The organism is Paraburkholderia sp. OAS925, assembly GCF_040543975.1.
Taxonomy (GTDB): domain Bacteria; phylum Pseudomonadota; class Gammaproteobacteria; order Burkholderiales; family Burkholderiaceae; genus Paraburkholderia; species Paraburkholderia graminis.
Genome location: NZ_JBEUNO010000002.1, coordinates 1,268,650 through 1,290,222, shown reverse-complemented (window position 1 = coordinate 1,290,222; position 21,573 = coordinate 1,268,650). Strand labels below are relative to the sequence as shown.

At 64.5% G+C, this 21,573-nt stretch carries 17 protein-coding genes and 1 pseudogene; 3 read left to right on the top strand and 15 right to left on the bottom strand.

Annotated features, from left to right (window positions below):
- The first annotated feature begins 47 nt into the window (after positions 1-47).
- Together ABIE53_RS24565 and copM are read left to right on the top strand one after the other, a co-directional pair.
- Complete coding sequence (locus ABIE53_RS24565) at positions 48-245, top strand: heavy-metal-associated domain-containing protein (protein ID WP_053860767.1); 198 nt, start codon at positions 48-50, stop codon at positions 243-245.
- Between the two features lie 44 nt (positions 246-289).
- Positions 290-703: a CopM family metallochaperone gene (gene copM / locus ABIE53_RS24560; RefSeq protein ID WP_006049142.1), complete on the top strand. Its 414-nt coding sequence runs from the start codon at positions 290-292 to the stop codon at positions 701-703.
- Between the two features lie 24 nt (positions 704-727).
- Here the strand turns inward: copM and ABIE53_RS24555 are convergent, their stop codons facing one another.
- The 4 genes from ABIE53_RS24555 to prpC all read right to left on the bottom strand — a co-directional run bounded on the left by ABIE53_RS24555 (position 728) and on the right by prpC (position 6,568).
- Positions 728-1,168: a hypothetical protein gene (locus ABIE53_RS24555; RefSeq protein ID WP_192699396.1), complete on the bottom strand. Its 441-nt coding sequence runs from the start codon at positions 1,166-1,168 to the stop codon at positions 728-730.
- Positions 1,169-1,415: 247 nt separating this feature from the next.
- Entirely contained in the window at positions 1,416-2,603 is a 1,188-nt protein-coding gene (gene prpF, locus ABIE53_RS24550) for a 2-methylaconitate cis-trans isomerase PrpF (protein ID WP_192699397.1), read from the bottom strand.
- Between the two features lie 26 nt (positions 2,604-2,629).
- On the bottom strand, positions 2,630-5,227 hold the full coding sequence (gene acnD, locus ABIE53_RS24545; protein ID WP_192699398.1) for a Fe/S-dependent 2-methylisocitrate dehydratase AcnD: 2,598 nt from the start codon (positions 5,225-5,227) through the stop codon (positions 2,630-2,632).
- 165 nt (positions 5,228-5,392) lie between these two features.
- Complete coding sequence (gene prpC / locus ABIE53_RS24540; protein WP_006049138.1) at positions 5,393-6,568, bottom strand: bifunctional 2-methylcitrate synthase/citrate synthase; 1,176 nt, start codon at positions 6,566-6,568, stop codon at positions 5,393-5,395.
- Positions 6,569-6,783: 215 nt separating this feature from the next.
- On the opposite strand from prpC, the gene prpR reads away from it, so the two are divergent.
- Positions 6,784-8,754, top strand: a complete 1,971-nt coding sequence (gene prpR, locus ABIE53_RS24535) for a propionate catabolism operon regulatory protein PrpR (protein WP_192699399.1) — start codon at positions 6,784-6,786, stop codon at positions 8,752-8,754.
- Here prpR and ABIE53_RS24530 read toward each other — a convergent pair.
- The 11 genes and pseudogenes from ABIE53_RS24530 to ABIE53_RS24480 form a co-directional block, all read right to left on the bottom strand.
- Positions 8,711-9,121 carry a helix-turn-helix domain-containing protein gene (locus tag ABIE53_RS24530; RefSeq protein WP_029966547.1) on the bottom strand — a complete coding sequence of 137 codons (411 nt, stop codon included), beginning with the start codon at positions 9,119-9,121 and terminating at the stop codon, positions 8,711-8,713. The genes prpR and ABIE53_RS24530 overlap by 44 nt on opposite strands.
- Positions 9,118-10,271: pseudogene (locus tag ABIE53_RS24525) on the bottom strand (NAD(P)/FAD-dependent oxidoreductase). The gene ABIE53_RS24530 and the pseudogene ABIE53_RS24525 overlap by 4 nt, the downstream one beginning before the upstream one ends.
- On the bottom strand, positions 10,268-11,647 hold the full coding sequence (locus tag ABIE53_RS24520) for an FAD/NAD(P)-dependent oxidoreductase (RefSeq protein WP_192699400.1): 1,380 nt from the start codon (positions 11,645-11,647) through the stop codon (positions 10,268-10,270). The pseudogene ABIE53_RS24525 and the gene ABIE53_RS24520 overlap by 4 nt, the downstream one beginning before the upstream one ends.
- On the bottom strand, positions 11,632-11,946 hold the full coding sequence (locus ABIE53_RS24515; RefSeq protein ID WP_192699401.1) for a (2Fe-2S)-binding protein: 315 nt from the start codon (positions 11,944-11,946) through the stop codon (positions 11,632-11,634). Before ABIE53_RS24515 ends, ABIE53_RS24520 begins: the two co-directional genes overlap by 16 nt.
- Complete coding sequence (locus tag ABIE53_RS24510; protein ID WP_107710736.1) at positions 11,943-13,787, bottom strand: ABC transporter ATP-binding protein; 1,845 nt, start codon at positions 13,785-13,787, stop codon at positions 11,943-11,945. Before ABIE53_RS24510 ends, ABIE53_RS24515 begins: the two co-directional genes overlap by 4 nt.
- On the bottom strand, positions 13,787-14,767 hold the full coding sequence (locus tag ABIE53_RS24505) for an ABC transporter permease (protein WP_171800007.1): 981 nt from the start codon (positions 14,765-14,767) through the stop codon (positions 13,787-13,789). Before ABIE53_RS24505 ends, ABIE53_RS24510 begins: the two co-directional genes overlap by 1 nt.
- Positions 14,764-15,717, bottom strand: a complete 954-nt coding sequence (locus ABIE53_RS24500; protein WP_006049130.1) for an ABC transporter permease — start codon at positions 15,715-15,717, stop codon at positions 14,764-14,766. Before ABIE53_RS24500 ends, ABIE53_RS24505 begins: the two co-directional genes overlap by 4 nt.
- Positions 15,718-15,852: 135 nt before the next feature.
- Entirely contained in the window at positions 15,853-17,469 is a 1,617-nt protein-coding gene (locus tag ABIE53_RS24495; RefSeq protein ID WP_192699402.1) for an ABC transporter substrate-binding protein, read from the bottom strand.
- A 97-nt stretch (positions 17,470-17,566) separates the two neighbouring features.
- Positions 17,567-18,841 carry an NAD(P)/FAD-dependent oxidoreductase gene (locus ABIE53_RS24490; RefSeq protein WP_192699403.1) on the bottom strand — a complete coding sequence of 425 codons (1,275 nt, stop codon included), beginning with the start codon at positions 18,839-18,841 and terminating at the stop codon, positions 17,567-17,569.
- A 63-nt stretch (positions 18,842-18,904) separates the two neighbouring features.
- A complete protein-coding gene (locus ABIE53_RS24485) occupies positions 18,905-19,573 on the bottom strand; it encodes a haloacid dehalogenase type II (protein WP_006049127.1) in 669 nt (222 codons plus the stop codon).
- Positions 19,574-19,846: 273 nt separating this feature from the next.
- Complete coding sequence (locus ABIE53_RS24480; RefSeq protein WP_192699404.1) at positions 19,847-21,340, bottom strand: aldehyde dehydrogenase family protein; 1,494 nt, start codon at positions 21,338-21,340, stop codon at positions 19,847-19,849.
- Between the last annotated feature and the right edge of the window lie 233 nt (positions 21,341-21,573).

Genomic DNA, 21,573 nt, shown 5'->3' with positions numbered 1-21,573 from the left:
AGGTCCAAGATCGCCCTGAGATTTATCTCAGGAGATTCGAAATGGAACTGGAATTAGCGGTGAAAGATATGTCGTGCGGCGGCTGCGCCAACTCGATCGCTCGCGCGCTCACCGGTGTCGATCCGGCTGCGGCCGTCGACATCGACGTGTCCACAAAAATCGTCAAGATTGCTTCGACGCTGCCGGCCACGCAACTGATCGAGGCGATCGAAGCGGCGGGCTTTCATCCGTCGATAAAAAACTGATCATGTATGTTTCGCTCGAAAGAGCTTTTAAACGGGAATCGACTATGAACAAATTTCGCGCGTTTCGCCCGCTTCGTGTCCTATGCGTATCGGTATCCGCCGGCCTCGCATGCGCCGTTGCCGCCGTGCCTGCCCATGCGCAGCACACGGCGTCCATGCCCGGCATGGACATGTCCTCACCGGCCGATGCCGGCTCGGGCGACTCGACGCCGGCATTCAAGGCCGCCGACGACAAGATGATGAAGAACATGAGCGCGCCGGCCTACACCGGCGACGCCGACAAGGACTTCGTCGCGCACATGATCCCGCACCACGAGGGCGCGGTCGACATGGCGCAGGTCGAGCTCAAGTACGGCAAGGACCCCGAACTGAAGCGCCTTGCCAGGAACATCATCAAGGCGCAGCACGAAGAGATCGCCTTCATGCAACGCTGGCAGGCGAAACACGGCGCGAAGTAGTCTCGCAGGCGAGGACGGAGCCGCTCAGTGCTGGGTGGCGCCCGCTCCGGAACCGGCTTCCATGTCGTCCGCCAACGCGTCGTCTGCCGACTCCGCCTGCTCGGCGGCCGCGCTGTTCGCGGCCTCCTGCAGCAGGCGCGCGGCATGGCTCGCCGTGATGCGCTTGCGGGCAACTCCCTTTGCATCCAGTCCGATAACCTGGAACAATTCGCGGTCGCACGCGAGTTCCTGCCGATACTGCTCGCCAGTACTGACGAGTAATTCGAGCATGCTCTGCTGACGGTGGCGCTCGTCGGCCGTGACGGCAGGATTCCTACATATCGTGGACGCAAGTGCAACCAGCGTATCCAGTTTGCTCATCTGCCGGTCACAGAAATGGAAAGCCGACAACGCGAGCTTTTCGTACTGGAGAGCATCGACAGGCGGGCGAGAATCGGCTTGCGGCGGCTTCTTGTTCTTACTCATTGTGCGATCTCTCTAAGACATCAGTGGGTCGCCCGCATCCTGCTGCTGGACGATGCGGTTACGATCGCAGGCGGTCAAACCTGGTCATCGGTTGTTCTTCAACGGGCTGTTGATTATAGCGAGTACCGAGCCGTGAAAGTACAACCAGGCAAGCTAAATATGACGATGTTTCGTCACCCGAATTATTTCGTTTAGCCTGGCAGCCGCGATCGTCCATCGACGCACAAATCCGAGATACGTCGCACGGCTAAACAGCCGCGGGCACCCTCACCCAACCTTCCATCAACACGCGCGCGCTGCGGCTCATTACCGCCTTCTTCACGACCCACTCGCCGCCTGCGAGCGCCGCCTCGGCCCCGACTCGCAGCGTGCCCGACGGATGCCCGAATCTCACGGCTTCGCGCTCGCCGCCGCCGGCCGCCAGGTTCACCAATGTGCCCGGAATCGCCGCCGCCGTGCCGATTGCGACCGCCGCCGTGCCCATCATCGCGTGGTGCAGTTTGCCCATCGACATTGCGCGCACAAGCAAATCGACATCGCCCGCATTGATCCGCTTGCCGCTCGACGACACGTAATCAGCGGGCCGCGCGACGAACGCGATTTTCGGCGTGTGCTGCCGCGTCGCGATTTCGTCCAAATTCTTAACGAGTCCCATACGCAGCGCGCCATGAGCGCGAATTGTCTCAAACATGGCCAGCGCTTTTTCATCGCTATTGATGGCGTCCTGCAACTCCGTGCCCTTGTAGCCGATCGCTTCCGCATCCACGAAAATGGTCGGAATGCCGGCGTTGATCATCGTCGCCTTCAACGTGCCGACGCCCGGCACGTCCAGGTCGTCGACGAGATTGCCCGTCGGAAACATCGAGCCGCCCGCGCCGTCTTCTTCCGCGGCCGGGTCCATGAATTCGAGCTGCACTTCCGCAGCCGGAAACGTCACGCCGTCGAGTTCGAAGTCGCCGGTTTCCTGCACCGCGCCGCCCGTCATCGGCACATGCGCAATGATCGTCTTGCCGATGTTCGCCTGCCAGATGCGTACGGTCGCGATGCCATCGCGCGGAATGCGGCTCGCGTCGACCAGACCCGCGCTGATCGCGAACGGTCCGACCGCCGCCGACAGATTGCCGCAGTTGCCGCTCCAGTCGACAAACGGCTTGTCGATCGACACCTGGCCGAACAGATAATCCACGTCATGATCGGGCCTGCTGCTTTTGCCGACGATCACGGTCTTGCTGGTGCTCGACGTCGCGCCGCCCATGCCGTCAATCTGCTTGCCATACGGATCAGGACTGCCGATCACGCGCAGCAGCAGCGCGTCGCGCGCGGCGCCGGGCATTTGCGCCGCGTCGGGCAAATCCTGCAAGCGAAAAAACACGCCCTTGCTCGTGCCGCCACGCATGTACGTGGCCGGAATCCTGATTTGCGGTTGATGCGCCATGAAAGTGTCCTTAAACGAAATCGTGATCAAGCCGCCGCTCGCGACGACTCCAGAAAGTCCTGCGCAAAGCGCTGCAACACGCCGCCGGCCTCGTAGATGGAAACCTCTTCGGCGGTATCGAGCCGGCACGTCACCGGCACCTCGACGCGCTCGCCGCTCCGGCGATGAATCACCAGCGTCAGGTCCGCGCGCGGCTTGCGTTCGCCGACCACGTCGAAAGTCTCGGTACCGTCAATCGCGAGCGTGATGCGGTTCACGCCCGGCTTGAACTCGAGCGGCAACACGCCCATACCGACGAGGTTCGTGCGGTGAATGCGCTCGAAGCCTTCGGCAACGATCGCTTCCGCGCCGGCGAGGCGCACGCCTTTCGCGGCCCAGTCGCGCGACGAACCCTGACCGTAATCCGCGCCCGCGATCACGATGAGCGGCTGCTTGCGCTCCATATACGTTTCGATGGCTTCCCACATGCGCGTGATCTTGCCCTCGGGCTCGATGCGCGCGAGAGAACCGGCCTTCACCTTGCCGTCCACCACGACCATCTCGTTCTTCAAGGTCGGGTTCGCAAACGTCGCGCGCTGCGCGGTCAGATGATCGCCGCGATGCGTCGCGTACGAATTGAAATCCTCTTCGGGCAAGCCCATTTTCGTGAGGTATTCGCCCGCTGCGCTGTCCGGCAGAATCGCGTTCGACGGCGACAGGTGATCCGTCGTGATGTTATCGCCGAGCACGGCAAGCGCACGCATGGCCTTTAACGTGCGCTCGCCTGCCAATGCGCCTTCCCAATACGGCGGACGGCGAATATACGTGCTCGTCGGGCGCCAGTCGTAGAGCGGGTCGGCTTTATCTCCAGTGTCGACGGAAACCGCGAACATCGGCTCATACACTTTGCGGAACTGCTCGGGCTTCACGCTCGAAGCGACGATCGCGTCGATCTCTTCGTCCGACGGCCAGATGTCCTTCAACGTCACCGCATTGCCTTCGGCATCGACACCGAGCACGTCTTTTTCGATGTCGAAGCGAATCGTGCCCGCAATCGCATACGCGACCACCAGCGGCGGCGACGCGAGAAACGCCTGCTTCGCAAAGGGATGAATGCGTCCGTCGAAATTGCGGTTGCCCGACAGCACGGCAGTCGCGTAAAGATCGCGCTCCACGATCTCCTTCTGAATGACCGGATCGAGCGCGCCCGACATGCCGTTGCACGACGTGCACGCATATGCGACCACGCCGAAACCGAGCTGCTCGAGTTCGGGCAGCAAGCCGGCTTCTTCCAGATACAGCGTGACGGCTTTCGAGCCCGGCGCAAGCGATGTCTTCGCCCACGGCTTGCGAGTCAATCCGCGCCGGTTCGCGTTGCGCGCGAGTAGACCGGCCGCAATCATGTTGCGCGGATTGTTGGTGTTCGTGCAGCTTGTAATGGCCGCGATGATCACCGCGCCGTCCGGCATCAGGCCCGGCTCGTTTTCGACTTTGCCGCTGATGCCGCGCGCGGCCAGCTCCGAGACCGGCAAGCGCCGATGCGGATTCGACGGCCCGGCGAGCGTGCGCACGACCGTGGACAGATCGAATGTGAGCACGCGTTCATACCCGGCTTGCTCGAGGCTGTCGGCCCACAAGCCGGTTTGCTTCGCATACGTTTCGACGAGCGTCACGAGTTCGTCGTCGCGGCCCGTCAGCTTCAGATACTTGATGGTCTGTTCGTCGATATAAAACATCGCGGCCGTCGCGCCGAATTCGGGCGCCATGTTGGCGATGGTCGCGCGGTCGCCGAGCGTGAGCTTCGTCGTGCCTTCGCCGAAAAATTCCAGGTACGCGCCGACGACTTTCTCTTTGCGGAGGAACTCGGTGAGCGACAGTACGACGTCGGTTGCAGTGATGCCTTCGCCGGGCTTGCCCGTCAACTCCACGCCGACGATATCCGGCAGCCGCATATACGACGCGCGGCCGAGCATCACGCTTTCCGCTTCGAGTCCGCCCACGCCGATGGCGATCACGCCGAGCGCGTCGACCATCGGCGTATGCGAGTCCGTGCCGACGAGCGTATCGGGAAACGCCACGCCGTCTTGCACCTGCACGACGGGGCTCATGCGTTCGAGGTTGATCTGATGCAGGATGCCGTTGCCCGGCGGAATCACGTCAACATTCCTGAACGCGCGCTTCGTCCAGTCGATGAAATGAAAGCGGTCTTCATTGCGGCGATCTTCGATGGCGCGATTCTTCGCGAACGCATCGGGATCGAAACCGCCGCATTCCACCGCGAGCGAATGATCGACGACGAGTTGCGTCGGCACTACCGGATTGACGAGCGCCGGGTCGCCGCCCTGCGCGGCAATCGCGTCGCGCAAACCTGCGAGATCGACGAGCGCGGTCTGGCCGAGAATGTCGTGACACACGACGCGCGCGGGAAACCACGGAAAATCCAGCTCCCGTTTGCGCTCGATAATCTGTTTCAACGACGCGACGAGCGTCACCGGATCGCAGCGTCGCACGAGATTTTCCGCGAGCACGCGCGAGGTGTACGGCAGCTTGTCGTAGGCGCCGGGCTGGATTGCGTCGACGGCGGCGCGCGCGTCGAAGAAATCGAGCTCGGTGCCGGGAAGGCGTTTGCGGTAGGCAGTATTCATGGCTTGGGGACGATCGGTAATGAAGCGCAAACAAGGCGGCGACGTGCGTCGAGCGCGCCCTAAGCGCAGGCGCGTTCCGGTATTTAAAGCAGGCGCTTCGGTCTAGTGTAGCTCGCGGCTGCGAAAGCGCGGCCTCCGTTCGCTATCGAACCGAGGCCGTCAACATCAAACGCGCTTTTCCAGCGGCACGAACGACAAATCGTCAGGCCCCGTGTAATTCGCGCTCGGACGAATGATCTTGTTGTCGATCCGCTGTTCGATGATGTGCGCGCTCCAGCCCGCAGTGCGCGCGATCACGAAGAGCGGCGTGAACATCGCCGTGGGCACACCCATCATGTGATACGACACAGCGCTGAACCAGTCGAGATTCGGAAACATCTTTTTCACTTCAGCCATAACTGTTTCAAGACGCTCGGCGATATTGAAGAGCTTGTTGTTGCCCGCTTCTTTCGACAGCTTCTTCGCGACTTCCTTGATGACCTTGTTGCGCGGGTCCGAGATCGTATAGACCGGATGACCGAAGCCGATCACCACTTCCTTGTTCTCGACGCGCCTGCGGATGTCGGCTTCCGCTTCGTCCGGCGTCTGATAGCGCGACTGGATTTCGAACGCGACTTCATTGGCGCCGCCGTGTTTCGGTCCGCGCAATGCGCCGATTGCGCCGGTAATCGCCGAGTAAATGTCCGAACCCGTGCCCGCGATCACGCGCCCGGTGAACGTCGACGCGTTGAACTCGTGTTCTGCATACAGATTGAGCGACACATGCATCGCCTCGACCCACGACTTCGGCGGCTCGACACCATGCAGCAGATGCAGGAAGTGGCCGCCGATCGAATCGTCGTCGGTTTCGACTTCGATGCGCTTGCCGTTGTGCGAGTAGTGATACCAGTAAAGCAGCATCGAGCCGAGCGACGCCATCAGCTTGTCGGCGATGTCGCGCGCGCCCGGCAGGTTGTGATCGTCCTTTTCCGGCAGCACCGTGCCGAGCACCGACACGCCGGTGCGCATCACATCCATCGGATGCGCGGCGGCGGGAATCCATTCGAGTGCGGCCTTGACGTTCGCGGGCAGGCCGCGCAACGCCTTCAACTTCGTCTTGTAGGCGGTGAGTTCGGCTTGCGTCGGCAGCTTTTCATGCACGAGCAGATAGGCGATTTCTTCGAATTCGCAATTGCCCGCGATGTCGAGAATGTCGTAGCCGCGGTAATGCAGATCGTTGCCGGTCTTGCCGACCGTGCACAGCGCCGTGTTGCCCGCGGTCACGCCGGACAGCGCGACGGATTTTTTCGGTTTGAACGCGCCGGCGTTGGTGGTGCTGGTGCTGTTGTCTGCTTCGCTCATCGTTGTCTCCAGATGCGTTAGGGATTCTCGAACGCGGCCTTAAATGCAAGGAACGGGCCATCGTCGCAGGCTTGCGCTAAGTGCCTGATTTGTCACGGCGGACCGCTTTGCGCGAAACGGCGCACGTTTCGGCAATGAAATCATGAAATTTCATTTTTGAAACCGACGCGCGCATAATAGCCGGACCCTGCCACTCACCTCGCGCGAGCCGCAACTTGAGCACTCCATCGTTCGATACAGCCCGACGCCCGCGCATCTGGGCGCTCAGCATCAGCCGTCTGCGCGACCTGTTTATCGACATCGCGGGCGAATACGTGGAACGCGCGGATCTGCGCATCGTCGCACAAGGTTTCGAAGACGCCGTGCGCGAAATCGACGCCGCCGGCGCGGGTCGTCCCGACGTCGTGATTGCGGGCGGCTCCAACGGCGCTTACCTGAAAACGCGCGTCGCGGTGCCGGTCGTGATGATCACGCCGACGGGCTTCGACGTCATGCACGCGCTCGCCCGCGCGCGCCGCGACGGCGCAAAGGTCGCGCTGGTCACGCACGGCAAAACGCCCGACGAAGTGCGCCGCTTCGTCACGGCGTTCGGGCTCGACGTGACGTTCGCCTCGCATCAATCCGCGCAGGACGCCGAAAGCGTCGTGCTGGACCTGCGCGATCGCGGCATCGACGTGGTCGTCGGCCCCGGACTCGTCACCGATCTCGCCGCGCACGCCGGCATGGGCGCGGTGTTTCTGTACTCGCGCGATTCGGTGCGCGCCGGCTTCGACACGGCGCTCGAAGTCGCGCAGGCGACGCGGCGCGAAACGATACGCCGTCAACGGCTCGACAACCTGCTGCAACACTTGCGCGATGGCGTCGTCGCGCTCGACGCCGAGGGGCGCGTCGAGGCGATGAACCAGCGTCTTGCCGCCGTGCTCGGCGTCGACGCCGCTAATGCAGCGGGCCGCGCGCTGCTCGAACTCGCGCCCGATCTCGCCGGCAGCTTGCCCGACTCGGACGGCGACGCGTTCTGCACCGTGCGCGGCGCGAGCTACGTCGTGCATCGCGGGCCGCTTGCGAGCGGCGGCGCAGCGGCGGGCACGGTGCTGACGTTTCAGGAATCGCGTGCGGTCGAACGGCTGGACCGCACGCTGCGCTCGCGTCAACGGGTGCAGCAGTTCAGCGCGCGTTACCGCCTGGAAGATATGGTCGGCGCGGCGGAATCCATGCAGCGCGTGCGCGCGCTCGTGCAGCGCTACGCGAGGTCGGACGCCACCGTGCTGATTCTCGGCGAAAGCGGCACAGGCAAGGAAATGGTCGCGCAGAGCATGCATCAGTTGAGCGCGCGGCGCGACTTCGCCTTCGTCGCAATCAATTGCGGCGCGTTTCCCGAGGCGTTGCTCGAAAGCGAACTGTTCGGCTACGAGGAAGGCGCGTTCACCGGCGCGCGCAAAGGCGGTAAGGCGGGGCTCATTGAAGTCGCGCACCGCGGCACCTTGTTTCTCGATGAAATCGGCGAGATGCCGTTGTCGTTGCAGAGCCGTTTGCTGCGCGTATTGCAGGAGCGCGAAGTCGTGCGGCTCGGTTCGACGGAACCGACGCGCGTCGACATTCGCGTGGTTGCCGCGACGCACCGCGCGTTGACCGAGGGTATCGAAGCAGGCCGCTTTCGCGCCGATCTTTACTACCGGCTCAACATTCTCAGCATTGCGCTGCCGCCGCTGCGCGAGCGTCCAACCGATCTGCTGCCGCTTGCCGCCGAACTGCTGTTGCAAGCCGCGGCGCGTGAGCCGAGGCTCGCCGCGCGCCTGCCCGACGCCGCTGCCGCCGAACGCATTCTGGCCGCGCTCGCCGAGCCGTTGCGGCGTTACGCGTGGCCGGGGAATGTGCGCGAGTTGCAGAACGTGATCGAGCGGATTGCAGTGGAGCTTGCCGAAATGGAGTCAGACGCCGACTCGCCGGCGCAGACGCAACCGCTCATCACGCGAGACATGCTGCGGACCATCGCGCCGGAAATCGTCGAACCGCAGCAGCCGCGCACGCAGAAGACCGCGCTTACGCTGCGCGAACGCAGCCGTCATGTCGAAGCCGATGAAATCCGCGCCGCGCTGGCTGCGCACGACGGCGACCGCGATGCGGTGTGCGACGCGCTCGGCATCAGCAAGACGACGTTATGGCGGAAGCTGAACGGGGCGCGCTAGCTTTTGCGATGCTCGCGGCAGCGCCGTGCTTGCCCGCATTAACCGCCGCGCGCTGCTGGATGAACATGCTCGGCGTCATGCCGCAGCATCGCTTGAAATGCCGGCCAAAATGGCTCTGATCGAAGAAGCCGACCTCGGTCGCGACCACCGAACCAGGCACGCCTTCGAGCAACAGCATCTGTGCCCGCTGAATCCGCACGCCGCACAGATAGCGATACGGCGACGAGCCGTACTGCTGCCGGAACACCGTCGCAAAACGCGACACGCTGAGCGCGGACAGCGCCGCGAGTTGCGCGAGCGTCACCGGCTCGTTGAAATGCGCTTCAATAAAAGCCCGCGCGGCATTGAGGCTGAGGGACTGTTTCATGACGTCGCGATGGGCTCTTTTGCAAAACGCTGGATGGAGAACCTGTCGAGCGGAATCGGCGTGCTGCCCGTATCGACGAGTTCCGCCATCGTCTCGCCGACGCCCGGCCCGATCTGAAAACCCGAGCCGCTGAAGCCGAACGCGTAGAAGAGTCCGTCGACCTTGCTGCTCGGGCCGATCACCGGTTCGCTGTCAGGCAGATAACTTTCCACGCCGCTCCACACGCGGATCACGTGCAGCGGTGCGAGCGCGGGCACGAGCCGCCGCATCTGCGCGAGCTGGCGCACCGTGTTCTGCGGCAGCACCGACGCGCGGCTCGTCGCGGCATCGGCCGGACCCGCGGGACCGCCGCCGACGATGATATTGCCGCGCGGAATCTGCCGGAAGTAAATGCCCTCCTGCTTGATCGACGTGAACACGCCCATCGACGATTTGAAGACGTACGGCACCGGCTCCGTCACGCACATTTGCGGTCCGCTGACGACGAGCGGCGCGCTTTCGCCGAACTGTTCGGTCAGACGCGTGGCCCACGCGCCCGCGCAGATCACGAGTTGAGCCGCGCGATACACGTCGCCGCGCGCGCTTTCCACGCGAAAGCGAGATCGCCCTCTTTTTCCACCCGCACGATCTCCGTGTTCTCGATCACCTGCGCACCGAGCCGCGCGGCCGCGCGTCCGAATGCGGGGGCGGCGAGCCGCGGATTCGCGTGGCCGTCGAGCGGCGAACTGGACGCCGCCAGCACTTCGCGGCTCAGAAACGGAAAGCGCCGGAACAACGCGTCGCCATGCAGCACTTCGAGTTCGAGCCCGTAGGCGCGCGCGTCGATTGCATATTGGTCGAAATTCTCGACGTCCTTCTGGTGATAGCACACGCGCGTATGGCCGACCGGCAAGAATTCGACGTCCTCGCCGAGCAGTTCCGCCGAACGCTGCCAGGTGCGCAGCGCGCGATTGGCCATCGCGAGTTGCGGCAATGCGCGGCCTTGCCGCCGCACGCCGCCGAAGTTCACGCCGCTCGCCTGCTGCCCGGTCAGTCCGCGTTCCAGCAGGATCACCGAGCGATTGCGCCGGCGCAAAAAGAACGTGGTCGTCGTACCCATGATGCCGCCGCCGATCACGATGACATCCGCTTCGTTGCGAGTCGCGCTCATTGCGCTGCCTCCTCGGTGAGCGCGACAGGCAGCGGCTTGACCGGCGCCTGGCCGCGCAGGCGTCCCACGGAAGCGAGCGGCACGCACGCCGCCGCGGCAATGACTTCCGCGCCCGCATGTCCGCAATAACGCCCCTGGCAACGTCCCATGCCGACGCGCGAAAACGCCTTCGCGCGATTGGCTTCCTGCGCGCCGGTTTCGCGAACGACGCGGCGCAATTCGCCCGCCGTGATCGCTTCGCAGCGGCACACAATCGTCTCGTCCGGCAACGCGGCGGCGAATTGCGCGGGCCACGGAAACGCTTCACGCAAGCCCGCGGCAAAGCGCGAGAAGCGCGCGAGCTCGTCGCGCAAACGCTGCATATCGCCGATGCCCGCCGCTTGCACGCCGTGGTCCTGCAGCGCGGCGAGCGCGGCGAGGCGGCCCGACCGTTCGGCTGCGTCCGCGCCGCGCACGCGCGCGCCATCGCCCGCGAGATAGACGCCCTTGACGCTGCTGCGGCCATCGCTGTCGATTTGCGCGAGCCACTGCTGCGCGGCGTCGTCGAAGATAAAGCGGCAGCCGGCGAGATCCGCGAGCTGCGTTTCGGGGCGTAGGTGGTAGCCAAGCGCAACGGCGTCGCACGCGAATTCCATGCGCTTGCCGCCGGCCAATGCGACTTCGACGCCGCTCACACCCGTTTGCGGCGAACCTTTGATTTCGACGGGCTGCACGCCGCGATAAACCGGCACGCCCGCCTTCGACAACACGCGCGTCAACGCAATGCCTTTTTTCAGCGCGGCGGGAATCGCCAAGAGACGCGGCAACGCGGCGATGCGCTGCATGAACGTCGACGTATCGAGCACCGCCGCGATCTGCGCGCCGGCCTTCACGTATTGCGCGGACACGAGGTAGAGCAGCGGCCCGCTGCCCATCATCACGATGCGCGAACCGATCGCGCAGCCCTGCGATTTCAGCGCGACCTGCGCGCCGCCGAGACTATAGGTGCCCGCCTGATGCCAACCCTTGACGGGCATGAGCCGATCGGTCGCGCCGCTGCACACGATGAGCGCGTCGAACGGCAGCGTGCCGTAACGCGTGCCGCTCACGGTATGCACCGCGTTCGCCGAAATATTCCAGACCAGCGTTTCGGGCAAATAGTCGATGCTGCGTTTCAGCGCATCGAAGCCCGTATGCAACGACGCCGCGCGCTCGGCCTCGGTGCCGTACAGCGTGTCGTAGCTGCGCGAAAAGCCTTCCGGTTGACGCCGGTAGATCTGTCCGCCGTCGCGCCGGCCTTCGTCGATCACAGTCGGGCGCAGACCCGCTTCGACGCATGCCTGAGCGGCGCGCACGCCCGCCGGCCCCGCACCGATGATGACTACACGCGGGGCCATACGCCCTCCCCGTCTTCAGCGAGACTCGTGACGATCGACATGCCCGGCGCCGCCGGCGTGCTGCACGCGCGCACGCGCTCGCCTTGCGCGGTCCACACCCAGCAATCCTGGCACGCGCCCATCAGACAGAAACCGGCGCGGCGGCCGTCGCCGAATTCGGAGTCGCGCAGCGTGGTGCCGTTGGTGAGCAGCGCGACCATCAGCGTGTCGCCTTCGGCGGCTTCGCGCACTACGCCGTCGACGGTAATCGGAAAGGTCTTGCGACCGGTTTCCGCGAGCCGCACAAATCGCTGGTTCATGCCGGGATCGTCTCCACGTTTTGCAAACGGCTCAACTCGGCCGCCGAGTGATGACAAAGAATCTCCGCGCCCGAAGGCAGTTTCTTCAGCGACGGCGGCGTCATGTTGCAGATACCGTCGATGCGCACCGGGCAGCGTGAGCGGAACGAACACAGCTCGGGCACGGCGGCGCTCTCGCCCATCGCGGGCAACTTGCAGGCGGCGACGTGGCGGCGCGCGTCGAGCCAGCCCGGTTTTAGTTCGGGCACCGAATCAACCAGCAAGCCCGTGTACGGGTGATACGGCGGCGCGGCGAGCACGTCGCGCTGCCCGGCTTCGACACGCTGCCCGGCGTACAGCACGATCACTTCGTCGCAGATCGCGCGCACCGTCGAAATGTCGTGGCTAATGAACATGTACGAGACGCCCAGTTCGCGCCGCAATTCCGCGAGCAGATCGAGAATCGCGGCGCCCACTACCGTATCGAGCGCGGACGTGACTTCGTCGCAGAGAATGAGCGCGGGATCGGCGGCAAGCGCGCGCGCGAGGTTCACACGCTGCTTCTGGCCGCCCGACAGACCCGCGGGGGTGCGCGTTGCAATCGAAGCCGGCAGCTTCACCAGATCGAGCAACGCGAGCATGCGCTTCTTCGCCGCCGCGCCACGCAGATGGTGATAAAACGCGAGCGGCCGGCCAAGAATATCCGCGATAGAATGGCTCGGATTCAGCGCGGTATCCGCATTCTGAAACACGATCTGAATCTGCCGATACTGCTCCGGCGTGCGGCGCGATAGCTGCGCGGGCAACGGCTCGCCGTTGAACAGCACATCGCCGCGCGCACGGTCGACGAGACCCGCGACCACGCGTGCCAGCGTCGTCTTGCCCGAGCCCGATTCGCCGATCACGCCGAGCGCGCTGCCGCGAGCAATGCTGAGGCTCACGTCGTCGAGCACACGAACGGCTGGCACGCCGTCACGGCCGATACGTCCGTAGCCCGCCGACAGCCCGCGAATCTGTAGCAGCGGCGGCACCTGTCCCGCGCCGTCCTGCAACGCGGCCGAGGGCGCTTCCGGGCGGCGCGTCGCGGCGAGCAACTGGCGCGTGTAGGCATCCACGGGCGCATCGAGCACTTGCGCGACCGCGCCGTTTTCCTTCACCGCGCCGCCGTTCAGCACGACGATGCGGTCGGCCATCTGCGCGACGACGGCAAGATCATGCGACACGTACACCGCCGTCGTGCCGAGTTCGCGCACCACCTTCTTGAAGGCCGCGAGCACTTCGATCTGCGTGGTGACATCGAGCGCCGTGGTAGGTTCGTCGAACACGACGACCGCCGGATCGGTGATCAACGCCATCGCCGCCATCAGACGCTGCAATTGCCCGCCGGAAACCTGATGCGGATAACGCTCGCCAATGGTATCCGGCGCGGGCAGCGCGAGCGCGCGAAACAGTGCGATCGCTTTGGCGCGCGCGGCGTCTTTCGTCATCAACTGATGCAGCAGCGCGGGCTCGGTCACCTGATCCATGATCGTGCGCGCCGGGTTGAAGCCCGCCGCCGCGCTCTGCGCGACATACGCGACCGTGCGCGCGCGCAACGCGCGGCGTCCTTTGGCATCGAGCGAGAGCACTTCCACCTCGCCGATGCGCACCGAGCCGCCGCTGATCGAACAGCCCGCGCGTGCATAACCGAGCAGCGACAGCGCAATCGTCGTCTTGCCCGAACCGGATTCGCCGATCAACGCGAGCACCTCGCCCTTCTTCACCGAAAAGCTGACGCCCTTGACGATCTCCGTCACCGGCCCGTGCGCCGCGCCCGCGACGACACGCAGCCCTTTCACTTCAATCATGTCCCGATCGGTCATCATGCGTCTCCGTGGCTACGGCTGCGACGCCGCAAGTTGTCGATCAGCAGATTCATGCCGATGGTCAGCGTGGCAATCGCGACGGCCGGCATCAGCACCGCAGGCGCGCCTTCCGACAAGCCGCCGATGTTCTCGCGCACGAGCGAACCCCAATCGGCGTTCGGCGGCTGCACGCCGAGGCCGAGGAAACTCAGCCCGCTCAGCAGCAGCACGATGAACACAAAGCGCAGGCCGAAATCGGCGAGCATCGGATGAATCATGTTCGGCAATACCTCGACACGCGCGATATATAAGAGCCCTTCGCCGCGAGCCCGCGCAACCTGCACGTATTCGAGTCCCATCAGGTTCAATGCGAGCGAACGCGAGATGCGAAACGCGCCGGGAATGTAGGCGAGCGCCGCGACCGTCGTCAGCATCGGGATCGACGAACCGAATGCCGCGATCACGACGAGCGCAAGCACCTTGCTCGGAATCGAAATGAGCGCGTCGAACAGGCGGCTCAGCACTTCATCGACCCACTTGCCCGACACCGCGGCAAGCAGACCGAAGAACGTGCCGATCACGCTCGCCAGCACGGCCGCCGCGAGCGCGAGGCCGACCGTATAGCGTGCGCCGTAGAGAATGCGGCTCAGCATGTCGCGGCCGAGGTAGTCGGTGCCAAGCGGATACGCCGCGCTATAACGCCCGAAAATTTCCGTCGACGTCAGCGCGCCGCCCTGGTAAGGCGCGACGAGCGGCCCGACGAACGCGACCAGCAGCCAGAACAGCACCATCACGAGGCCGAGCAGGCCGAGCACCGAAAAGCGGTGGACGAGGCGTTGCAGCGGGTTGTACTTCGCCGGTGCGCTCGTGGTTGCGGTATCGGCGGCCAGCGTTTCAGCCGCCATGTCAGCCGGTATATCGGCGACGAGTTCGTCGCGGCTCACGCCGTACAGCTCGGTGCCCGCGTGAGGGACGTGGTGATCAGGTTGGCTCATCATCGACGTAGCCTCGGGTTGGATACGATTTGACACAGGTCCGCGATCAGCACGAGCGCGAGATACGCGGCGCAGAACACCATCACGCAGCCTTGCACGAGCGGCATGTCGCGGTTCGTCACGGCGTCGACCATCAGGCTCGCGAGGCCCGGATAGTTGAAGATGGATTCGACGATCACCACGCCGCCGAACAGGTACGACAGGCTCAGCGCGACCGCATTCGCAATCGGCCCGATGGTGTTCGGCAGCACGTGCCGCAGCACGACGCGCACGGGCGACGCGCCCTTGAGCATCGCCATTTCCACATACGACGAATTGAGCTGGTCGAGTACTGCGGCGCGCGTCATGCGAGCCATCTGCGCGACGATCACGCAGCACAGCGTCATGACGGGCATTGCATAGATACGCAATAACGCGCCGAACGAATTCACTTCGGACAGGTAAGACAGCGCGGGCAGCCAGCGCAGCTTCACGGCGAAGATCAGCACGGCGATGGTCGCGACGAGAAACTCGGGTACGGCTACCGTCGAGAGCGTCAGCACGTTCAATGCGCGATCGAGCAGCGAGCCGCGGAACATCGCGGATGAAATGCCGATCAGCAGCGCGAGCGGCACCGAGACCACCGCGGTCAAACCGGCGAGCACGAGCGAGTTCGGCAGACGCGTCGCGATCAACTGACTAACGGGCAGATTGTTCGACATCGACGTGCCGAAGTTGCCGGTGACGATATGAAAGAGCCACTGGCCGTAGCGCTGAAGCGCCGGCTGATCGAGCCCGAACTGATGCCGCAATGCGGCGACGGCCTCCGGCGTGGCGGCCTGGCCGAGCGCCTCTTGCGCGGCGTCGCCAGGCAGCAGTCCTGTCACGCCGAACACGATGGCCGACACCAGCAGCAGCGTGAGCAGCGCGAGGCCGAGGCGCGCGGCGATGAGTCGTTGCGCGTGTGCTTTCATTGAAAGTCGCCTCCAGTTGAAGCATGCGCGCGGCGTCGCGGCGCCGCGCCAGTGCATGTATTGCGTGTATTGCGTGTATTGCGCGCAGGTGCGAAGTCGTGGCGCTCCGGCTCAATGAGCCGGAGCGCCTTCGCGTTACGCCTCTAGCCAGACGTTTTCCGCGAACGCAAAACCCATCAGACCGGCAAGCGGAATCGAACCGAGTCCCTTCAGCTTACTCGTATAGCCATCGAGCGAGCTATGAAAGAGCGGAATACCGATGCCGCCGTTTTCATGCACGAGCACCTGCATGTCGCCGTAGATCTTCTTGCGCTTCGCGTCGTCCGGTTCGCCGCGCGCGGCGACGAGCATCTGGTCGAACTTCGGGTTCTTCCAGTTGGCTTCGTTCCACGGCGCATCGGACTTGAAGAACTGCGTGAACAGCACGTCCGCGCTCGGGCGCGCATTGATGTTGCCGAAGCCGAGCGGATGCTTCATCCAGTGATTCGACCAGAAGCCATCCGAGGGCACACGGCTCACCTGAAGGTTCAGGCCCGCGCGCGGCGCAGCCTGTTGCAGCAGCATCGCCATTTCGACGGAACCGTCCGCAGCCGGAGAGGCGAACACTTGCAGCGGCGCCGAGCCGAGCTTGGCCTTCTGGAAATAGAACTTCGCCTTGTCGGGATCGAAGCCGCGTTGCGGCAGGCCGGCGAGATAGTATTTGTTGGTCGGGTCGATCGGCTGATCGTTGCCGATCGACCCGTAGCCGCGAAACACCGAGCGGCGGATCTGTTCGCGGTCCATCAGGTACATCATGCCGCGGCGGAAATCGTCGTTGCCGGTAATGCCGCCCTCGTCGCGAACGATCAGGTCCGTGTAGCCGCCGGTCTTCGTTTCCAGCACCTTGAAACCCGGCGCGGTCTTCAGGCGTTCAGCCGAATTCGGCGTAAGGCCGTTGATCAGTTGCACGTCGCCCGACAGCAACGCGTTCACGCGCGCCGATTCGTCGCCGATACCGATCAGCTCGATCTCGTCGAGATACGGCATGCCCGGCTTCCAGTACTTGTCGTTGCGCACGCCGACCGTGCGCACGCCCGGCGAGAATTCCTTGACCTTGTATGGACCCGTGCCGACGGCCGTTTTGAAATCGCTCGTGCCGTCCTTGATGATGAGGAAGTGCGACGTCGCGAGAATCACCGGCAAGTCGGCGTTCGCGCCGTCGAGCGTGATCGTCACTTCGTTCGGGCCGGTGGCCTTCACTTCCTTGATCTGATCGGCGATCGTCTTCGCCTTCGAAGCGGTGGCCGGGTCCTTGTGGCGCATGATCGAATAGACGACGTCGGCGGGCGCGAGCGACTTGCCGTCGTGGAATTGCACGCCGTTGCGCAGCTTCACGACCCATACCGTCGCGTCTTTCGTCTCGATCGATTCGGCGAGCGCCATCTTTGCGCCGAGATGCGAATCGAGTTCGGTCAGGCCGTTGTAGAACATGTTGCAGCGGACGTAGTCGGTGCTGAGCGCGCCCTTCGCCGGATCGAGCGTGTCGGCTGCGGAGGCCGACTGCGTCGCCACGCGAATCTTGCCGCCCTGCTTCGGCTTCGCTTGCGCGAGCGCGGAACCGCTTGCGGCCATCAGCCCGGCGCCCGTCAGCGACATCATCCCGGCCGCGGTCAGCGCGCGCAGCACGTCGCGCCGCGACGCGCCTCTCGCTGTCAATTGCTCGAGCCCGTTGTCGAGGCCAGGAGCGCCGTGGGGTGAGTTTTCCTTATTCATCGAACTTCTCCGCGAGGTAAGGCAGTTGTGGGGGCTGCGTGGGTTTGTAGTTGTCGACTGCAACAGCGGGTGCAACAGCGGGTGCAACAGCGGGACTTCAGTAGAAGATGTCCTTGATACGGTAGTACGTGCCGACCAGCGGCAAGAACCAGGGCTTGCCGGTGTGCCCAGGAATCGCGGCCCATTCGGACTCGTCCCACGGGTTGCGCTCCGCGCGGCCGTCCATCACATCGGCCATCACCTGACCCATGTGCGTCGACATCTGCGTGCCGTGGCCGCTGTAGCCCATCGAAAAATAGATGCCGTCGTGCTGCCCGGCATGCGGCAGGCGATCGGCGCTGATGTCGACGAGACCACCCCAGCAATAGTCGATGCGCGCACTTGAGAGCATCGGAAACATCGCGGCGAGACCTTGCTGCAGGATGCGCCCGCTCTTGGCATCGGATGGCCGCTCGGACGCCGTGAAGCGCGCGCGTCCGCCGAACAGCAAGCGCGAATCGGGCGTCACGCGAAAGTAGTTGTGCATCAGCCGCGTGGTCGTGTACGCACGCCGGTTCGGCAACGTCTGCACGAGCAAGGCGGGCGGCAGCGGCTCAGTCACGACGATGAACGAGCCGACCGGCGCAAGCCGCCGCCGATACCAGCCGAACGGTCCATGCCGCGACGGCCCGGTTGCTATCAGCACCTGCTTTGCGCGCACTTCGCCGCGCGCGGTGACGACACGATGCGCGCCGCCGTCTTTCACGATCGACGTAACCGGCGCGTGCTCATACAGTTTTGCTCCGCGCCGAACCGCGGCTTCAGCGAGCCCGACCGCGAACTTGCCCATATGCATCTGGCCGCCGTGACGATGCAGCAGCCCGCCGTAAAAACTGTCCGACTGCACTTCGCCGCGAATCCGCTCGCCGTCGATCAGTTCGATGTCGGGATCCACCGCGCGACGGATCAGATCCGCCGTCTTCTCCAGATGCGCAAAATGATGCGGCTTCGACGCGAGCTTGAGCTTGCCGGTCGCGGCGTAATCGCAGTCGATCTGTTCTTCGTCGATCAGACGCTCGACCGTATCGACCGCATCCGAATACGCGCGATAGCACGCGCTCGCACGCTCGAGGCCGAGTTGCGCGGCGAGCGCGACGAAGTCTTGCGCGACGCCCGTGTTCACCTGGCCGCCGTTGCGGCCCGACGCGCCGCCGCCCACGCGTCCCGCGTCGACCACCACGACCGACGAGCCGCGTTTGCCGAGCGCCAGAGCCGCCGACAAACCCGTGAAGCCCGCGCCGATCACCACCACATCGGCGTCACCGTCGAGCGGGCCTTCGCACGCCGACACAAAGGGCGGCGCAGTGTCGAGCCAGTAAGAGTCGAGCTTCATCCTGTGCGGGTCCATGATTGCAATCAGCGAGGCAACGTGGCGGGCGGCGGGTTCGTCGCGCGCTTACAGGCCGAGTTCGGCGGCCAGTTCCGGAATGCCCTTCACTTCGTAGTACTGGTAGTACGGCGTCGACGGTTCATGGCCGCGGTTGATGAACGCCTTGTGCTTGACGCCCATGTCGTGCACGGTCATCAGGTCGTAGCGCAGGCTCGACGACACATGCAGCACGTCTTCCGGATTGCAGCCGAGCTTGTCGAACATGTACTCGAAGCCTGGCATGCGCGGCTTGTACGACTGCGCCTGCTCGGCGGTGAACACCGCATGGAACGGCGCGCCGAGTTTGTCGACGTTGCTCTGGATCTGATCGTTCGACGCATTCGACAGAATCACGAGCTTGTACTTCTTCGCGAGCCGCGACAGACCTTCGGGCACGTCGGGATGCGGGCCCCACGTCGGCACCGCTTCATAGATCTTTTGCGCGCCGGCTTCGTTGAATTCGACGTTCATGCGCGCGCACGCACGGCGCAGCGCATTGACCACGACGTCGCGATACGGCTTCCATGCACCCAGCACTTCGTCGCGGCGATAGCCGGCGTAGAACGCGACCAGCTTTTCCAGGTCGTCGCTCTTCAGAATGTGGCCGTACAGTTCGCGCGTCATGTCCGCCATGCGGAACTTGGTCAGCGTGCCGTAGCAGTCGAAGGTGATGTATTTCGGTTCGAATTCGATCATGGTGCAGTCGTCCTATCGTGGTAAGGAACTCGGCGTCGAGCTCATTGGCGAAAAGTAAAAGCTGATTCCTGTAAAAGATTTAATCAGCGCAAAAACATAGATGTTCCTGATTCGCGCGCTGCCTGTGACACAAACCATGCGTTTTGAGGCCGTTGCGCAGCAGAGTCTGCCGTGATCGGGCGCAACCCTTAGCCGGCGTGGGTTTGCGGCGTTACGAAGGGAATCTGTCGGGCGTCGGTCAGGCTCCAGGGCGGCCGCAAGACCGCCCCTGCATCACTGCCGCAAATCGATCAGCACGCTTTTGAAGCGCAGGTTCGCCTCGTAAGCCTGGCGGCCGAGATCCTTGCCGATGCCGGAGCGCTTGTAGCCGCCCGTCGGGATCATGAAGTCGGACGTGCGGCCATAGCGGTTGACCCACACGGTGCCCGCTTCCAGCGCGCGCACGAAGCGCAGCGCGCGGCCGAGATCGGCGGTATGCACGCCCGCGGCAAGCCCGTACTCGGGATGCTGTGCGAGCGCGAGCGCTTCTTCTTCGCTGTCGAAGGTTTGCAGCGTGAGCACCGGACCGAAGACTTCCTCGCGCACCGCCTCGGACTGAGCGGTGACATCGGTGAGCAAGGTCGGCGTATAGAACGCGCCCGCCGATGCGCCGCGAACCTCGGCACGCTTGCCGCCGTGGCGCAAGGTCCCGCCCGCGTCGAGCGTGCGCCCCACGATGCTTTCGATGCGCGCCGCCTGCGGCTCGGAGATGATCGGCGAGAGCGTCGTGCCCGCGGCCCAGGTCGCGCCCGGCGTCAGCTCCGCGAAAATCCTGCCGATGCGTTCGGCCAGCGGCTCGGCAAGACTGCGCTCGACCAGCAGCCGCGAGCCCGCGACGCACACCTGCCCCGCGTTGCCGGTGATCGCGCCCGCGATGCGGCGCGCCACATCGTCCAGACGCGGCGCGTCGGCGAAAACGATTTGCGGGCTTTTGCCGCCCAGTTCGAGCGTGACCGGCTTGGTGCCGCTCGCCGCGCAGGCCGCCATGATCGCGGCGCCCGTGCGCGTCGATCCGGTGAACGTGACCTTGCTGATCTTCGGATGACGCACGAGTTCGTCGCCGGTCGTGCGTCCGTCGCCCTGAATCACATTGAAGATGCCGGCGGGCACGCCGGCCTCGACAGCCAGTTCCGCGAGGCGCAGCACGGAAAACGGCGTCATCTCCGAAGGCTTGAGGACGACCGCGTTGCCCGCGGCGAGCGCCGGGGCGATCTTCCACGAAGCCATCACGAGCGGGAAATTCCACGGCGCGATGGCGCCGATCACGCCGTACGGCTCGGCGATCGTCATGCCGAGATGATCGTGGTCGGTGGCCGCGACATCGCCGCCCAGCTTGTCGGCGAACTCCGCGTAAAAGCGGATGCCCTCGGCGGTGAACGGCACGTCCCACGACACGGCCTGGGCAACCGGCCGCGTCGAGCCGAGTGCTTCCAGGCGGCCGAGCGCGGGTGCGTCGGCTTCGACCAGATCGGCGAAGCGCCGCATGATCCTCGCGCGCTCGCGCGGCGCCATGCGCGCCCAGCCGCTCGTGCGAAACGCCTGCCAGGCGTTCTCGACCGCGCGATCCACCATGTCCGCGTCGGCGACCGGCACGCTCGCGTAGACGACGCCGTCGGACGGCCGCGCCACGTCCATGCGGCGCGTGCCCTGCCCGCTGCCTTCCACCCACTCGCCGCCGATGAAATGGCCGCTGCGAATCGCGACGTCGTCCGGATTGAAGCTGTCCATGAGAAAGTGTCCTAGTGAATGACGCTGATGGAAACCGCCTGCGCCGCGCCGTCGCCGCGACGCCCGCCATAAGTAAAATCGTAGAGCCGCGCGCCTGGCATATGTCGCCGACAAAAATCGCCGCGCAGCAGAACCCGCCTGTAATGCGGGCGCATACGGCATGTTTTGCATCGAATTGCGATGCGGCCTTGCGCGGCGCGCCGGATAGAAAGATCGTCCTAGTCACACCGCGC

Excerpts from the sequence above, each read along its gene's own strand:
- ABIE53_RS24480 (WP_192699404.1), bottom strand. The coding sequence starts at position 21,340 with ATGGACAGCTTCAATCCGGACGACGTCGCGATTCGCAGCGGCCATTTC.
- ABIE53_RS24500 (WP_006049130.1), bottom strand. The coding sequence starts at position 15,717 with ATGAAAGCACACGCGCAACGACTCATCGCCGCGCGCCTCGGCCTCGCG.
- ABIE53_RS24530 (WP_029966547.1), bottom strand. The coding sequence starts at position 9,121 with ATGAAACAGTCCCTCAGCCTCAATGCCGCGCGGGCTTTTATTGAAGCG.
- ABIE53_RS24515 (WP_192699401.1), bottom strand. The coding sequence starts at position 11,946 with ATGAACCAGCGATTTGTGCGGCTCGCGGAAACCGGTCGCAAGACCTTT.
- acnD (WP_192699398.1), bottom strand. The coding sequence starts at position 5,227 with ATGAATACTGCCTACCGCAAACGCCTTCCCGGCACCGAGCTCGATTTC.
- ABIE53_RS24510 (WP_107710736.1), bottom strand. The coding sequence starts at position 13,787 with ATGACCGATCGGGACATGATTGAAGTGAAAGGGCTGCGTGTCGTCGCG.
- ABIE53_RS24485 (WP_006049127.1), bottom strand. The coding sequence starts at position 19,573 with ATGATCGAATTCGAACCGAAATACATCACCTTCGACTGCTACGGCACG.
- ABIE53_RS24505 (WP_171800007.1), bottom strand. The coding sequence starts at position 14,767 with ATGATGAGCCAACCTGATCACCACGTCCCTCACGCGGGCACCGAGCTG.
- ABIE53_RS24495 (WP_192699402.1), bottom strand. The coding sequence starts at position 17,469 with ATGAATAAGGAAAACTCACCCCACGGCGCTCCTGGCCTCGACAACGGG.
- prpC (WP_006049138.1), bottom strand. The coding sequence starts at position 6,568 with ATGAGCGAAGCAGACAACAGCACCAGCACCACCAACGCCGGCGCGTTC.
- prpF (WP_192699397.1), bottom strand. The coding sequence starts at position 2,603 with ATGGCGCATCAACCGCAAATCAGGATTCCGGCCACGTACATGCGTGGC.
- copM (WP_006049142.1), top strand. The coding sequence starts at position 290 with ATGAACAAATTTCGCGCGTTTCGCCCGCTTCGTGTCCTATGCGTATCG.
- ABIE53_RS24555 (WP_192699396.1), bottom strand. The coding sequence starts at position 1,168 with ATGAGTAAGAACAAGAAGCCGCCGCAAGCCGATTCTCGCCCGCCTGTC.
- ABIE53_RS24490 (WP_192699403.1), bottom strand. The coding sequence starts at position 18,841 with ATGAAGCTCGACTCTTACTGGCTCGACACTGCGCCGCCCTTTGTGTCG.
- ABIE53_RS24520 (WP_192699400.1), bottom strand. The coding sequence starts at position 11,647 with ATGGCCCCGCGTGTAGTCATCATCGGTGCGGGGCCGGCGGGCGTGCGC.